Consider the following 15,024-nt stretch of genomic DNA (forward strand, 5'->3'; position numbering starts at 1 on the left):
GCGCCTCGATCCTGGGCGACCCCCCAGGATTCTGGCGCGCCCGCCGGGATCTGCGCTATGCGTCGATATTCCGCCGGAAGGTTTCGGGCAGGAAGATCAGGCCCAGGACGACGGTCCCCGCCGCCACCACCACCGGATACCAGAGGCCGTAATAGATGTCGCCGGTCGCGGCGACCATCGCGAAGCCGATGGCCGGCAGCAGCCCGCCCAGCCAGCCATTGCCGATATGATAGGGCAGCGACATGGAGGAGTAGCGGATTCGGCTGGGGAACAATTCGACCAGCATCGCGGCGATCGGACCGTAAACCGCCGTCACCAGCAGCACGAGGTAGAAGAGCAGCGCGACGACGAGGGGCTTGTTGATCTCGTCGGGATTGGCCTTGCTGGGATAGCCGACCCTGGCGAGTTCCCCCGCGACAGCAGGCTGGGCTGCGACGGCGGGCTTGCCGCCCTCGGCCGCCTTTGCGGGGCTGGCGGGCGCGCCGATCAGTTGGGCGGAGAAGGCCGCGATGGCCGCTTTCTTCTCTTCGCCCGAAAGCCGGGACGGATCGGGCGCGGTGAAGCGCTTGTCACCGACCGCGACCGTCGCGACGGTGCCGGGCGCGGCGACAACATTGGTGTAGTTGACGCCCGCTTTGGCCAGCGCGTTCTTGACGATGTCGCAGCTCGTCTTGTCGAACTTGTTCGCGCCGACCGGGTCGAACTGCGAAGAACATTCCGCCGGATCGGCGGTCACGGTCACGGGGGCGGCGGCCTGCGCCCTGGCGAGCGCCGGATTGGCGGCGTCGGTGAGCATGTGGAAGACCGGGAACAGCGTCAGCGCGGCCAGCGCGCAGCCCGAAAGGATGATGGGCTTGCGGCCGATGCGATCCGACAGCCAGCCGAAGAACAGGAAGAAGGGAGCGGCCATCAGCAGCGCGACGATGATGAGCGTGTTGGCGGTCAGCCCGTCGATCTTCAGCATCTTTTCCAGGAAGAACAGCGCGTAGAGCTGGCCGCAATACCAGACCACCGCCTGGCCCGCGATCGCGCCGAAAAAGGCGATGAATACGATCTTGAGGTTCTTCCACTGGCCGAACGCCTCCTTGATCGGTGATTTGGAGCCGGTGCCTTCCGCCTTCATCTTCTGGAAGACAGGCGATTCATGCAGCTTCAGACGCAGCCACAGGCCGACGATCAGGAACAGGCCGGAGACCAGATAGGGAATGCGCCATCCCCAATCCTTGAACGCTTCCTCGCCAACGCCGGTGATGGGCGAGCGGACGCCAATGACGATCAGCAGCGCCATTGCGAGACCGGCGGTCGCGGTGATCTGAATCCAGCTCGTGTAGAAGCCGCGCCTGTTGTGGGGCGCATGCTCCGCGACATAGGTCGCCGCGCCGCCATATTCGCCGCCCAGCGCCAGTCCCTGGAACATGCGCAGCACCACCAGCATAATCGGCGCGGCGACGCCGACCGACTTGTAGGTGGGGAGGCAACCCACCAGGAAGGTGGAGAGGCCCATGACGAGCAGCGTGATGATGAACGTGTATCGCCGCCCGAACAGGTCCCCGATGCGGCCGAAGACGATGGCGCCGAAGGGGCGGACGATGAACCCCGATGCGAAGATCAGCAGCGCCATGATGAAGGAGGTCGTCGGGTTGAGGCCCGTCAGGAACTGCGCCGCGATGATCGCGGTCAGCAGGCCGTAGAGATAGAAATCATACCATTCGAACACGGTGCCGAGCGAGCTGGCGGTGATGATCAGCTTCTCGCTTCGCGTCGCCTGGTGGTGCTTTGGCAGTCCGTCATATGTCGAAGCCATAACAGTCCCTCCTGTCAGAAATTATACTTCGCCGCGACGTCGAAGCGATCGACGTGGCCGTTGAGGTCGTTGACGAGCCGGCGCTCGCCATGTCGGTACTCGATGCCGAGGTCGACATTCTTCACCGGGGAATAGAAGAGGTTGCCCGCGACACTCCATGCCTGACGATTGAACATCGCTATACCCGCAGTCGTCGCTGGATTGAGGGTATCGGCGTAGAAGATGCGCTGGTAGCTTGCGATAAGATTCACGCGCCACTGATCGTCCAGCGCATAGCGGCCCGCGCCGAACAGCGCGAGGTTGCGGACGCCCGCAAGCTTCCCATTGGTCTGGAGAACCGCGTCCGGCCCGAAGTTCAGGCCAAGATAGCGTCCGATCCCTTCGCCATAGGTCGCCTGGAAGCGGATGTCGCTGCCATGCTTGTCGTCCAGGAAAATCTTGCCGGAGGTGCTGATGCCCCATCCAAGCCGGGAGTCGACGATATGGGCAGCGCCCGTCTTCGCATTGTCGACGCGCAATTGGCGCCCCAGCACTGCAAGATCGAGGAAACCGAACCCGCCCGCATATTCCAGCCGCCCGGTCATGTCGGGCGCATGATCCTCGCCATTTTCGATGAGGGCGGGCGCGCCGATGGTGGCCGAAGCGGTCTCCGGATTTTCGGCGGCCAGATGCAGGGTCAGGCCGTGGCTGAGCGGCATGCTGTAGCGCACCATCGGCTGGCGCACGAAGATCAGGCCGTCGACGCCGCCGACATAATCCGTGCTCTCCGGGAACACCGCCGGGTTCGAGAAATTGGTGAAATCCTGGCCGAAGGTCCAGCGGTCGAACTGGATGAAGGCGCGCCGCATCGCCAGATCATAGGCGTTGGTCGTACGCTGCGTGCCCTGGCCCAGCGCCTGCGGGGTGCCGGGGGCAGCCTGGAAATCGAATTCGATATAGGCCTTGAGCGCGTGCGTGCCGAGCTTGGTCGTGGCGTCCACCCAGAAGCGCGTCTGTTTGGCGGAAAAATCGGTGACGCGGGTGGGCGACGTCGGGGATGCGGGATTGAAGATCGGGATCGACTGCGGCAGGTAGAGGTCCCGTCCCAGCGTGTTGCTCGGGTCGTCGCCGCCGCTGTAGCGGGCGCTGCTGGCGAGCAGCTTCACATAGCCGGACAGGACGACATTGGTGTTGCCTGAGCGGAAGCCGAGCTTGGGCGTGCTGTCCGCCAGCTTGGTCACCTGCGCGGAAGCCTCATCGCTCTTGCGGACCGCGTTCGCGGCGGTGGTTGCGGTTTCCTCCTGCTGGTTGCGCGCGGCGGCGAGTTCGGTCCGAAGCTGGGTGACTTCGCCCTCCAGCCGCGCCAGCCGCGCCGTCAAATCCGTCTCTTCGCTGGTCTGCGCATGGGCCAGTTGGGACGCGGCGAGCGCCGTCGCTCCCAGCAGGATGCGCAACAATGGCCTGTTTGTCCGTGACATCGACCTCTCCATGGCCCGGCATCTTTTTCCGGATTGGGAGAGGATCGCGCAGCTTTGGGAAAGGCGACAGCCGAACCATGGTCGGTGATCTACGACCTTCGTCTAGGGTCCGATATGCGCCTGCGCCCTTTAGGATAGCCCCTACGGATCGGTAGCGATCGAGGAGAGGAGTGCGAGATTATGGACCAGGGCATTTATCCCGTCCCGGAGCATTGGGCGAAGAACGCGCTGGTCGACGCCGCGCAATATCAGCAAATGTATGCGCGCTCGGTGACCGAGCCGGAACGCTTTTGGGCGGAGGAGGCCCAGCGTCTCGACTGGATGCGGCCCTTCAGCCAGGTGAAGACGACGAGCTTTTCGGCGGACGATTTCGGGATAAGCTGGTTCGCGGACGGCACGCTCAACCTGTCGGCCAATTGCCTTGACCGGCACTTGGCGGAGCGTGGTGATGCCATCGCGATTCTCTGGGAGCCAGACGATCCGGCGGAGTCCGAGCGCCGCATCAGCTATCGCGCATTGCATGAGGCGGTGTGCCGTTTCGCCAATCTGCTGAAGGCGCGGGGCGTCAAGCGCGGCGACCGGGTCACGCTCTATCTTCCCATGATACCCGAGGCGGCGGTCGCGATGCTGGCCTGCGCGCGCATCGGCGCCATCCACTCGATCGTCTTCGCGGGCTTCTCTCCCGAAGCGCTTGCCGGCCGCATCGAGGATTGCGCGAGCCGCATCGTCGTCACCGCCGATGAAGGCCTGCGCGGCGGCAGGAAGGTTCCCTTGAAGGCGAATGTCGACGCCGCTCTTGCCCATTGCCCCGATGTCGAGACGGTCATCGTGTTCCGCCGCACGGGCGCCGCGGTGCCGATGGTCGAAGGCCGCGACATCGACTGGACCAAGTCGGTCGAAAGCCAGCCCGCCGAGTGCGAGCCGGAGGAAATGGGCGCGGAGGACCCGCTTTTCATCCTCTATACGTCCGGCTCTACCGGCAAGCCGAAGGGCGTGCTGCACACGACGGGCGGCTATTCGCTATGGGCCGCGATGACGCATGAATATGTGTTCGACTATCGCCCCGGCCAGATTTACTGGTGCGCCGCCGACATCGGCTGGGTCACGGGCCACAGCTATGTCGTCTATGGGCCGCTGATGAACGGCGCGACGACCGTGATGTTCGAGGGCGTGCCCAATTTTCCGGACGCCTCCCGTTTCTGGCAGGTGGTCGACAAGTTCGGCGTGGAGATTTTCTACGGCGCCCCCACCGCCCTGCGCGCGCTGATGCGCGAGGGGGACGAATGGGTGCGCAAGACCAGCCGCCAGTCGTTGCGCCTGCTGGGCAGCGTAGGTGAACCGATCAATCCCGAGGCGTGGGAATGGTATCATCATGTCGTGGGGGAGGGGCGCTGCCCCATCGTCGACACCTGGTGGCAGACCGAGACCGGCGGCGCGATGATCAGTCCGCTGCCCGGCGCCACGGCGCTGAAGCCGGGTTCCGCCACCTTGCCGATGTTCGGCGTGAAGCCGGAGCTGGTCGATGGCGAGGGGCGGCTGATCGAGGGGGCGGGAGAAGGCTGCCTCGTCCTCGCGGATAGCTGGCCGGGCCAGATGCGGAGCGTCTGGGGCGATCATGACCGCTTCTTCCAGACCTATTTCACGACCTTCCCAGGGCGCTATTTCACCGGCGACGGATGCCGTCGCGACGAGGATGGCTATTATTGGATCACCGGCCGCATAGATGACGTCATCAACGTGTCCGGCCATCGCATGGGCACGGCGGAAATCGAGAGCGCGCTCGTCGCGCATCCCAAGGTGGCCGAGGCGGCTGTCGTCGGCATGCCGCATGAGGTCAAGGGGCAGGGCATCTATGCCTATGTCACCACCAATGCCGATGTCGAACCGGACGAAGCCCTGCGCGGCGAACTGATCCGTTGGGTCCGCAGCGAGATCGGCCCGATCGCCTCGCCGGACGTGGTGCAGTTCGCGCCCGGCCTGCCCAAGACGCGCTCCGGCAAGATCATGCGGCGCATCCTGCGGAAGATTGCGGAAAACGATGTTTCGAACCTAGGCGACACGTCGACGCTTGCCGATCCCTCCGTGGTCGATAATCTGCTGGCCAACAGACCACGGTTGGAAGAGGCGCAATAGAGACGATTCTCATCGCGGACGACCACCCGCTCTTCCGTCAGGCGCTGATGGTGGCGGTGATGAAGGTCGCTCCGCAAGCCAGCATCATCGAGGCAGGCACGCTCGCCGCCGCCGTGCGGGCGGCGAGCGAGGCCACGTCCCTGCGCCTCATCCTGCTCGATCTGAAGATGCCGGGCGCGGTCGGCTATTCGGGCATCGCGCTGCTGCATGCGGAGCAGCCGGGCGTGCCGATCCTTGTCGTCTCCAGCGCCGACGGGGCGAAGGCGGCGGAGGAAGCCCAGGCATTGGGCGCGGTCGGCTTCCTCTCGAAAGACAGCGACCTGTCCGTCATCGAGACGGCGATTGCGCGGGCGCTCGGCGGCCATAAGCTTCCGCCCGCCCCGCCGCGGCCCGAAGATGCGGTGCAGAAGGAGATTGCCTCCCTGACGCCGACCCAGTTGAAGGTTCTGCTGGAAGTGCTGAACGGCAAGCTCAACAAGCAGATCGCGCACGACCTCACCATGAGCGAGGCGACCGTCAAGGCGCATATGACGGCGATCATGCGCAAGTTGGATGTGCAGAACCGCACTCAGGCGGCGTTGGTCGCGCGTTCGCTAGGGCTCGACCTCAGGCACTGATCAGGCACTGACGCGCGCGAGGAAGGCGGAAATGGCCTCCGGCGCGGCGGGCTTGGGGATGAAGGCGATGTCGAGCATGGCGGCGCGGGCGGCGATGCTGGCTTCGTCCTCCGCCGTGACCAGCGCGGCGGGCAAGCCGGGATGCCGGTGGCGCAGCGCCGCGATCAGGGTCAGCCCGTCCTCCTTCTCGCCAAGCTGAAAGTCCACCAGGGCGGCGTCCGCTCTGCGCGCCAGCTTGCGGGCGGTCTCGCCATCCCCGGCGGTGAGCGCCCGATGGCCGAGGCTGGCCAGCAGCGCTTCTGTCGCCGCCACGATCATCGGATCGTCATCGACCACCAGCACCGCAAGATCCTGCGCCTCCGGCATGGGCGTCTTGTCTGCCGGCGCCGGTTCCGGCGCGGCGCGTCCCGTGCCTTCGGGCATGAGCAGGCTGAACCGGCTGCCCTTTCCAAGGACGGAATGGACCTCTATGCTGCCGCCGAGCAGCCGGACGATCCGGCGGGCGAGGGCTAGGCCAAGGCCCAATCCCTCGACGTCCAGCGCGCCCAGGCGGGTGAATTCCCCGAATATCGCTTCGATCTGGTCGGTGGCGATGCCGACCCCGGTGTCGACGATGTCGATCCGGATCATGCCGCCCCTGCGCCGGACGCCGATCAATATCCCGCCATGCTGCGTGTAGCGCAGGGCGTTGGAGACGAAATTCTGAAGCACGGAACGGAGTAGCCCCGGATCGGTATCGAGATGACCGGCAAGCGGGCCAGTCAGCAGCCGCAGCCCTTTCTCCTTCGCCATCGGCGCGAATCCTTCGGCCAGGTTCGTGAGAAAGGGCGCGAGATCGATCGGCTCCGGACTCGGTTCGACACCGCCCGCATCGAGCTTGCTGATGTCGAGGAGTGCGCGAAGCAACCCCTCCGCCGCGACGATCGCGCCGTCGATGCGCTGGGCAAGCACATGCGGCGTTCCCTCTACCTCGCGTTGCAGGGCGGCGGTGAACAGCCGCGCCGCGTGGAGCGGCTGGAGCAGGTCATGGCTGGCGGCGGCGAGGAAACGGGTCTTGTCCCGCGTCGCTTCGGCAAGCTGCAAATTGGCGGTGCTGAGTTCGCGGGTGCGGTCCGCGACGCGGGTCTCCAGCTCCCCCAGCGTCCGGCCCAGCTCGTCGCGGACGCGGGCATCCTCGGTGATGTCGATGAAGCTGGTGACATAGCCGCCGCCCGGCATCGGACCGCCGATGGTCCGGATGACGCGGCCGTCCTTGCGCCGCCGCTCGAAACTGTGCGGCAGGCCCCGGCGCATGTGACGCAGGCGTTTCTTGACGTGGAATTCGATGTCCTCATCCCCGAAATCGCCCAGCCTGCCATTATAGCGGATCAGTTCCGCGATCGGCACACCCACCCGCAGGAAGCCGGGAGGAAAGTCGAACAGGTCGAGATATTGGCTGTTCCAGGCGACCAGGTTCATGTCGGCATCGACGACGCTGATGCCGGCGTCGATATGTTCGAAGGTTGCGGCGAGCAGCTCGCGGGAGAAGCGCAGCGATTGCCCCCGCTCGCCCAGCAGCCGGGTGACGTCGGAAAGGCTCATCTGCCCCCCGGCCAGCGCAGAGGCGACCAGCGCGCGCGCCGATGAGGCGCCGACGACGCGGGCGATCAACTCGCGGGCGCGTTGCGCCGACCGCCTGTCGATGGGCGTGCCGCGTGCTGCCGCCGGAAATTCGCGGGCTGCTTCTTCGTCACCGATGAAGCTGGCGGTGAGCTGCGCGAGTTCGGCCAGATCGGTGATCGGGCGTTGGCCGCCGAGGCTGGGCAGGACGGGCGCCTTCACCTTGCGCGCCGCGACGAGCGCGAAGACGAGGAGGTTGGCGCCCAGGCTCCATGCGACGCCATGCACCAGCGGGGAGGCGGCTCCGATGCCGAACAGGCGCAGCGGATCGAACGCGCTTCCCGCAAGCGCGGCCAGCCAGGCGGACGGCAATATGGGCGGCAGGGCGAGGGTGTAGAACCAGATGACCAGCCCGACGACGAGGCTCGCCCGTGCCGCCAGGGCATCGCGGCCTGGCGCATAGGTGGCAAGGATCAGGTGCGGCGTGAACTGCGCCATGGCGGCGAAGGCGACGAGGCCGATCGAGGCGAGCGACTGTTCGGCCGAGACCAGCAGCGCCCAGGCGAGCGCCGCCGCGATGATGGCGACGATCGAGAAGCGGCGCACAAGCAGCATCCGCCGGCCGAGCGTCCCCGCGCCAGTCTCGGCCCCGCTCTCCCGCGCCAGCAATGTGGGAAAGAGGAGGTCGTTCGAGACCATGGTCGCGAGCGCGGTCGAATCGACCACCACCATCGACGCCGCCGCCGCGATCCCGCCCAGCAGGGCGAGCGCAAGCACGATGCCCTGTCCGGTCATTTCGGGCAGTTGGAGCATGTAGAGATCGGGCTGGGCGCCGCGCAGCAGGCTGGCCCCGGCCAGCGCGATGGGCAGCACCATCAGCGCCATCGCGCCGAGATAGGCGGCGAGTCCCCAGCGGGCGCTCACCAGATCGCCGGGCTCGCGAGCCTCGACCAGCCCCATGTAGAATTGCCGGGGCAGGACGATGATCGCCATGACCGAGATGAGGAAGATGATGCCGACCTCGATCGACAGCCGTTCGGGCTGGAAATTGGCCGAGAGGATGGCGAACCCGCGCGAGAGACCGACGGCGTTCGCCTGGCCCAGCAGGACGAGGGCGAGGACCGCCACAGTCGTCAGCGCGATGATCTTGAGCAGGGATTCGATGCCGATGGCATAGACGAGCCCCTCGCTGCGTCCCGCCAGTTCGAATCGGCGGGCGCCGAAGAGCATGGCGAACAGGGACAGCAGCCAGGCGGCGGCCAGCATGGCCAGCGTGGCGACGGGGCGGCCCGTGACGATCGAGATCGCGCCGCCGATGGAGCGGAATTGCAACGCGACATAGGGGACGGTCCCCAGCAGGGCGATGACCGTGACGAGGCGGGCCACGACCACATCATGGCCGAAGCGCGCGGCGATGAAGTCGGAAACAGTCGTTGCCCGTTCTTCCGCGACCGCCTCGGCAAGCCGGCGCAGGAAGCGGGGTGCGGCGATCAGCAGGCAGATCGGCGCGAGATAGATGGGCAGATAGTGCCAGCCGTCGCGCACCGCGCTTCCGACCGCGCCGTAGAAGGTCCAGCTAGAGCAATAGACGCCCAGCGCTAGCGCATAGGCGCCGTGGCGCACATCATAGCGGCCAAGCGCAAGGCCGCCGCGCCTTTCCACGATGGTGGCGATCCCGAACAGCAACAGGACGATCGCAAGCGCGAGAAGGGCCGCCGAAAGCAAACTCATGGCTGATGTCTACTTGCTCCGCTGCGCTGGAACAATGCGTGGCCTAGTGCGGTGAAAACGAAGTTTGTTCCATTACCGTCACCCCGGGCTTGACCCGGGGTCCCGCTTCCTCTTGTCCGCTGACGGAAGAAAAGCGGGATCCCGGGTCAAGCCCGGGATGACGAAATTATGTGGCGAACTTCGGATACAGCCTAATCCAGGATCAGGCGTCGATCCAATCCTTGCGCAGCGCCTTGCCCGCGAGCGCCATGAACAAGCCTGCGAGCAGATAGAAGCCCAAAGCCGCTACGATCGCGTAGCGCAGCGCCTCGCCACCGAATTGCGGGGTGAGCGCATCGGACAGGGCGCCGACGCTCCAGCTCCCCAGACCCAGGCCCACCAGATTGTTGATCAGCAGGAAGGTCGCGGACGCGCTGGCGCGCATATGGGAGGGGACCAGATTCTGCACGGCGGTCAGCACCGGACCCAGCCAGACATAGACCAGCGCTTGCGGGATCAGGAACAGGCAAAAGGCGAAGGTGACGCTGTTCGACAGCACGCCGATCACGAACAGCGGCATGCCGACGATATAGCTGACGGCGGGAACCCAAGCATAGGCGGCCTTGTCGCGCCCGCCAAGACGATCCCCCAGCCAGCCCCCCAGCAGCACGCCCGCCACGCCGCCGATCAGCAGCAGCGCGCCAAGGAACTGGCCTGCGCCCATCAGGTCCAGCCCGAAGCTGCGCATCAACAGGCTGGGGAGCCAGAAGGCCACGCCATAGCCGCAGAGCGACGAACAGGCCGCGCCCAAAGCGAGCAGCCAGAAGCTGCGTTTGGCGGCCAATATGCCGAAGACTGCGGAAACCGGGATGACGTTCCCCTGCATCGCCGGGCGCGCCGGTTCCCGAACGGTGAGGCGGAAGATCGGTGCGATCAGCAGGCCGGCCAGGCCGACGACGATGAACGCCGTCCGCCATTCGACCGTCTGCGCGATATAGCCGCCCAGAAGCACCCCGCCCGCCGACCCCAGCGGAATGCCGAGCGAATAGATGGACAGGGCGCGGGCGCGCTGTTCCTGCGGGAAATAGTCGGAAATGACGGCATAGGAGGGCGCGACGCCGCCTGCCTCCCCCACCCCGACGCCGATGCGGAAAAGGAACATCTGGGCAAAGCTGCCCGCGAAACCGCACAGGGCGGTGAAGCCGCTCCAGACCGCGAGGCTGGCGGTGATGACCCAGGTGCGGCTGGTGCGGTCCGCCAGCAGCGCCAGCGGGATCGCCAGCGTCGAATAAAGCAGCGCGAAAGCGATGCCGCCCAGCGCGCCGAGCTGGCTGTCGCTAAGACCCAGCTCCGCCTTGATCGGCCCGGCGAGGATGCCCAATATCTGCCGGTCGAGGAAGTTGAAGGTATAGACCAGCAGCAGCATGGCGAGGACGAGCGAACGATAGCCTTTGCTTGCTGTTTCCCGCGCCTGTCCCGTCATGCCGCCGTTGGTCCCTTATCAGTTAGAAGCGGAAGCCCGCAGTGATCGTCCAGGTGCGCGGGTCGCCATAATAGACCGTCTGGATATTGCCGACGCTGGAAAATTCCTGGCCATCGGTCTTGTACAGTTCCTTGAAGGCGTTCTTCACCGCGCCGCGCAGATAATATTTGCCCTGTGCGAAATCGGCCTGAACATAGGCGTTGGCGATGGTGTAGCCGTCTTCATAGAGGCCGGGGCGGTTGTCGACCGACAGCCATTGCTTGTCGACGAAGCGCATGTCGCCGCCAAGGGTCAGCGATGCGCTGCCCAGCGGGATGGTATAGTCCGCCGCCAGCCGCATCGTCATCGGCGGAGCGAAGGGCGGCTTGCAGGTGATGGCGTTGCCGGTCGGGTTGCAGGAGAAGGTGGGCGCGCGGCGGCCGTCGTTGAATTCCTTGTAATCGGCATTGAGATAGCCGACCGATGCGGCCAGGTTCAGGTTGCGCACGGGCTTGACCGACGCCTCGAACTCGACGCCCCAGATGCGCAGCTTGCCGGCGTTCACGACCGGGAAGGACCCGCCCGCAATGCCGGTCGCGCCGCCGCCGACGCGGGCCTGGAAATCCTTGTAATCGGAATAGAAGGCGGCGGCGGACAGGTTGACCCGGCCGCCCAGGAAGCTGCCCTTGGCGCCCGCTTCGTAGCTCCACACCGTTTCCGGCTTGAAAAAGGGGACGATGGTGGTGACGCCGTCCACGACCTGGGTCACGTCGCCCAGGCTGTTGACGCGGCCATTGAAGCCGCCCGACTTGAAACCCTTCGACACGGTCGCATAGAGCAGCGTGTCGCGGGTCGGCTTGTAGGACAGCGTCGCCATCGGCGTCCACGCGTCGAAATCGACATGGTCGAGGCTGTTATAGGGCGCGGGCAGGCTGGCGGGGAAGAGGAAGGGGGTGGGCGCCAGTGTCGTGGTAGTCGAACGGGTATAGCGCTTGCGTTCCTTGGTATAGCGAAGGCCCGCCGTGATCGAGAGCTTGTCGGTGAATTGATAGCTCATCTGCCCGAAGGCGGCGTAGCTTTTTACATTCTGATGGTCGTCGATATAGCGGGTGAAGGGCAGCGGCACGATGACGCCGGGCGCGAGCTGCACCTGGAGATAATTGTCGTCATAGGCTTCCTGATGGGAGCGGATCGTCTCGTCCAGATAATAAAGGCCGAATACGCCCGACAATGGCCCGCTGTCATATTTGAGCTGCAATTCCTGGCTGAACTGCTTCTGGTGCACGCCGACGAAGGCATCGGCCACTTCCAGTTCACTGGCGTCGAAGTCGATATAATAGTCCGGGCGCAGCTTGCGGTAGCCGGTGATGGAGGTCAGCGTCACCGCCTCGTTCAACTCGACATTGGCGGTGAAGGACAGGCCCCAATGGTCGAGCCGCTGGCCCTGGCCCGGCGCCAGGCTGGTCGACGCCTTGTAATCATATTTGCCATAGGGATAGGCGGGCTTCACCACCGGCACCCCGATCACCTGGAAGGCGGAGTTGTAAAGCACGTTGGTGAGCGGCGCGGTGCCATAGCCCAGCGTCGGTGCCGTCCGCTGGCGGGTATAGTCGCCCGACAGGATCAGCTCCACCCGCTCGCTGGGCGTGGCGCGCAATATGGCGCGGCCTGCCTTGGTGTTGCGGTCATTATATTTGCGATCGGTCAGCGGGTCGGTGACGGTGCCGTCGCGCTTGTCGTAGATGCCCGCGATGCTGAGGGCGAGCTTGTCCTGCACCAGCGGCGCGGAGACATAGCCGTTCGCCAGCCAGGTGTCGTAGCTGCCATAGGTCAGGCTGCCCATTGCCTTGAAATCCGTGGTGCTGGGCTTGCGGCTGACGATGTTGACCGCGCCGCCGATGGTGTTCTTGCCGTAGAGCGTGCCCTGCGGGCCGCGCAGCACCTCCACCCGCTCGACGTCGAACAGGTTCACGAGCGCGCCCTGGATGCGGCTGAAATAGACGCCGTCGACATAGGTGCCGACCGCCGGGTCGAAGGTCTGGAGCGCGTCGGGCTGGCCAATGCCACGGATGAAGAAGTTGGAATTGGAGGTGGAGCCGCGTCCCTGCACCAGATTGACGTTCGGCACCGCGCCCTGGATGCCGGACATGTCGTTCGCCTGGAGCCTGGCGATGCTTTCGGCTGAAATGGCGGTGACGGACACCGGCACGTCGAGGATATTCTCCTCCCGCCGGCGGGCGGTCACGATGATCTCGCTGCCGCTGTCGAAGGCGGGCGTTTCATTTTGCGCAATGGCGGGAAGCGCGACGGCGCCGCCCCATGCGGCGGATGCGAGCGCGGCGATATGCAGGGAATGACGAGCCTTCATGGACGGTTCCTCTCCTGAAATGACGCCCGGAAATCCGGGTCGTGCAACTATTCTTCCGATTCGATAATGAAAGTTGAACCGACTTTCAACTTGAAATAAGAACGCATGACGGGATCGGGTCCGCTGCGGCAAAAAGATCACGGATGGGGAGGATGAGGATGACCGAATCGGCGGGCGAAAGGGACAAGACGCCGCGCACCGCACGGGGGGAGCGGACCCGCCGGGCCTTGCTGTCGGCGGCGGCCGAGGAATTTGGCGAAAAGGGATTCCACGAAGGGTCGATCAGCGGCATCACCCGTCGGGCCGGATGCGCGCTGGGCAGCTTCTACACTTATTTCGACACGAAGGACGATATTTTCCGGGCGCTGGTGGCGGATATGTCGGGGCAGGTCCGTGATTATGTCGGGCCGCGCATCGCCCAGGCGCGTGATGGGATAGACGCAGAACGGCTGGGGCTGCTGAGCTTCCTGGAGTTTGCGCGGGGGCATAAGGAAATCTACCGCATCATCGACGAGGCGGAATTTGTCGACCAGGCCGCCTATCGGAACCATTATGAAAGCACGGCGGCGCGCATATTGGCCCGCTTGCACGAAGCCGCGGCCCGGGGCGAAGTCGGCGGCGAACCGGACGAAGTCCATGCCTGGGCGATCATGGGGATGAACGTGTTCCTGGGTCTGCGCTTCGGCGTGTGGGACGACAGCCGCCCCGCCGAAGAGGTGGCGGCGATCGCCAACGGCTTGATCGAGCGGGGGATTGGGATAAGCGGCAGGGATTGACCGTTGGACGACCGATGACCGCCATCCTCTACAGTTTCCGCCGTTGCCCCTATGCGATGCGGGCGCGCATGGCATTGCTGGCAAGCGGCCTGTCCGTCGAACTGCGCGAAGTGGCGCTGCGCGACAAGCCCGCGCCGATGCTGGCCCTGTCCCCCAAGGGCACGGTGCCGGTGCTGGTCCTGCCGGATGGACCGGTGATCGACGAAAGCCTGGACATCATGCGCTGGGCGCTGGCGCAAAATGATCCGGAAGGCTGGCTGGCGGGCGATGATCCCGACCTGATCGCCGTCAATGACGGGCCGTTCAAGCATCATCTGGACCGCTATAAATATGCGGATCGCCATGGATCGGACCCGCTGGTCCATCGCGCCGAAGCTGTCCGGTTGCTGGAAAAGCTGGAGGCGCGGCTGGAGCAGGGCCGTCACCTATGCGGCGAACGGCGCATGCTGGCCGATGTCGCCCTGTTCCCCTTTGTCCGCCAGTTCGCGGCGACCGATCCGGACTGGTTCGCGACCCAGCCTTTACCGCGCCTGCGGGCATGGCTGGCCGATCATGTCGCGTCGGCGGTCTTCACCCGCGCCATGATCCGCGTCGCTCCCTGGCGGGAAGGCGATCAGCCGCAATTGCTGGGCTGAACGGCCTTCTGGAGCTTATGAAAAATCGGCCAGATCGTATAAAGGCCGGATTTCGATCTCGCTCGGTCCCGGCATGGGATTGGGGCAGCGCTGCACCCAGGCGACGGCCTCTTCCATATCCTTGACGTCCCACAGCCAGAAGCCGGCGACCAGTTCGCGGGGCTGGGCGAACGGCCCGTCGATGACCGTGCGGCTCGCGCCGTCGAACGCGACCCGCTTGCCCTGCGAAGAAGGTGTCAGGCCGTCCGCGGCGAGCAATATGCCGGCCGCCTCCAGTTCGTCGTTGAAACGGCCCATCGCCTCCATCGCGGCCATCGCCTCGGGCGTGGGAACGAAGCCCTGTTCGCTCTCCTCCGTGGCCTTCACGAGCACCATCACGCGCATTGCCGGTCTCCTGATCCCTTCAGGCCCAGAGTGCAGGAGAAGGTCCGCGCGATCAACAGGCTGGTCTTGCCCGACTGCT

At 65.3% G+C, this 15,024-nt stretch carries 10 protein-coding genes; 4 read left to right on the plus strand and 6 right to left on the minus strand.

Features of this window, described 5'->3' with window-relative positions; translation table 11 throughout:
• Positions 1–55: 55 nt before the first annotated feature.
• Both HUK72_RS00590 and HUK72_RS00595 read right to left on the minus strand, forming a co-directional pair.
• Positions 56–1,804 carry an MFS transporter gene (locus HUK72_RS00590; protein ID WP_176595056.1) on the minus strand — a complete coding sequence of 583 codons (1,749 nt, stop codon included), beginning with the start codon at positions 1,802–1,804 and terminating at the stop codon, positions 56–58.
• Between the two features lie 14 nt (positions 1,805–1,818).
• Positions 1,819–3,261 carry a DcaP family trimeric outer membrane transporter gene (locus tag HUK72_RS00595; RefSeq protein ID WP_176595057.1) on the minus strand — a complete coding sequence of 481 codons (1,443 nt, stop codon included), beginning with the start codon at positions 3,259–3,261 and terminating at the stop codon, positions 1,819–1,821.
• 180 nt (positions 3,262–3,441) lie between these two features.
• Between HUK72_RS00595 and acs the strand changes: the two genes are divergently transcribed.
• Both acs and HUK72_RS00605 read left to right on the plus strand, forming a co-directional pair.
• Positions 3,442–5,394, plus strand: a complete 1,953-nt coding sequence (gene acs, locus HUK72_RS00600) for an acetate--CoA ligase (RefSeq protein WP_176595058.1) — start codon at positions 3,442–3,444, stop codon at positions 5,392–5,394.
• The gene (locus HUK72_RS00605) at positions 5,391–6,011 is read left to right on the plus strand and encodes a response regulator transcription factor (RefSeq protein ID WP_176597678.1); all 621 of its coding nucleotides are present in this window, start codon (positions 5,391–5,393) and stop codon (positions 6,009–6,011) included. The genes acs and HUK72_RS00605 overlap by 4 nt, the downstream gene beginning before the upstream one ends.
• Here HUK72_RS00605 and HUK72_RS00610 read toward each other — a convergent pair whose 3' ends face one another.
• The 3 genes from HUK72_RS00610 to HUK72_RS00620 all read right to left on the minus strand — a co-directional run bounded on the left by HUK72_RS00610 (position 6,012) and on the right by HUK72_RS00620 (position 13,150).
• Entirely contained in the window at positions 6,012–9,341 is a 3,330-nt protein-coding gene (locus tag HUK72_RS00610) for a PAS-domain containing protein (protein WP_176595059.1), read from the minus strand.
• 202 nt (positions 9,342–9,543) lie between these two features.
• Complete coding sequence (locus HUK72_RS00615; RefSeq protein ID WP_255325574.1) at positions 9,544–10,803, minus strand: MFS transporter; 1,260 nt, start codon at positions 10,801–10,803, stop codon at positions 9,544–9,546.
• A gap of 22 nt (positions 10,804–10,825) precedes the next feature.
• The gene (locus HUK72_RS00620; protein WP_176595060.1) at positions 10,826–13,150 is read right to left on the minus strand and encodes a TonB-dependent receptor; all 2,325 of its coding nucleotides are present in this window, start codon (positions 13,148–13,150) and stop codon (positions 10,826–10,828) included.
• Positions 13,151–13,308: 158 nt separating this feature from the next.
• On the opposite strand from HUK72_RS00620, the gene HUK72_RS00625 reads away from it, so the two are divergent.
• Both HUK72_RS00625 and HUK72_RS00630 read left to right on the plus strand, forming a co-directional pair.
• The gene (locus HUK72_RS00625) at positions 13,309–13,926 is read left to right on the plus strand and encodes a TetR/AcrR family transcriptional regulator (protein ID WP_176595061.1); all 618 of its coding nucleotides are present in this window, start codon (positions 13,309–13,311) and stop codon (positions 13,924–13,926) included.
• A 14-nt stretch (positions 13,927–13,940) separates the two neighbouring features.
• Positions 13,941–14,561, plus strand: coding sequence for a glutathione S-transferase (locus HUK72_RS00630; RefSeq protein ID WP_176595062.1), 621 nt, complete (start codon positions 13,941–13,943; stop codon positions 14,559–14,561).
• Positions 14,562–14,576: 15 nt separating this feature from the next.
• Here the strand turns inward: HUK72_RS00630 and HUK72_RS00635 are convergent, their stop codons facing one another.
• The gene (locus HUK72_RS00635; protein ID WP_176595063.1) at positions 14,577–14,945 is read right to left on the minus strand and encodes a YciI family protein; all 369 of its coding nucleotides are present in this window, start codon (positions 14,943–14,945) and stop codon (positions 14,577–14,579) included.
• Positions 14,946–15,024: the final 79 nt, after the last annotated feature.

The sequence above is a fragment of the Sphingobium sp. 15-1 genome, assembly GCF_013375535.1.
GTDB classification, from domain to species: Bacteria; Pseudomonadota; Alphaproteobacteria; order Sphingomonadales; family Sphingomonadaceae; genus Sphingobium; species Sphingobium aromaticivastans.

Excerpts from the sequence above, each read along its gene's own strand:
- HUK72_RS00590 (WP_176595056.1), bottom strand. The coding sequence starts at position 1,804 with ATGGCTTCGACATATGACGGACTGCCAAAGCACCACCAGGCGACGCGA.
- HUK72_RS00595 (WP_176595057.1), bottom strand. The coding sequence starts at position 3,261 with ATGTCACGGACAAACAGGCCATTGTTGCGCATCCTGCTGGGAGCGACG.
- acs (WP_176595058.1), top strand. The coding sequence starts at position 3,442 with ATGGACCAGGGCATTTATCCCGTCCCGGAGCATTGGGCGAAGAACGCG.
- HUK72_RS00610 (WP_176595059.1), bottom strand. The coding sequence starts at position 9,341 with ATGAGTTTGCTTTCGGCGGCCCTTCTCGCGCTTGCGATCGTCCTGTTG.
- HUK72_RS00615 (WP_255325574.1), bottom strand. The coding sequence starts at position 10,803 with ATGACGGGACAGGCGCGGGAAACAGCAAGCAAAGGCTATCGTTCGCTC.
- HUK72_RS00620 (WP_176595060.1), bottom strand. The coding sequence starts at position 13,150 with ATGAAGGCTCGTCATTCCCTGCATATCGCCGCGCTCGCATCCGCCGCA.
- HUK72_RS00625 (WP_176595061.1), top strand. The coding sequence starts at position 13,309 with ATGACCGAATCGGCGGGCGAAAGGGACAAGACGCCGCGCACCGCACGG.
- HUK72_RS00630 (WP_176595062.1), top strand. The coding sequence starts at position 13,941 with ATGACCGCCATCCTCTACAGTTTCCGCCGTTGCCCCTATGCGATGCGG.
- HUK72_RS00635 (WP_176595063.1), bottom strand. The coding sequence starts at position 14,945 with ATGCGCGTGATGGTGCTCGTGAAGGCCACGGAGGAGAGCGAACAGGGC.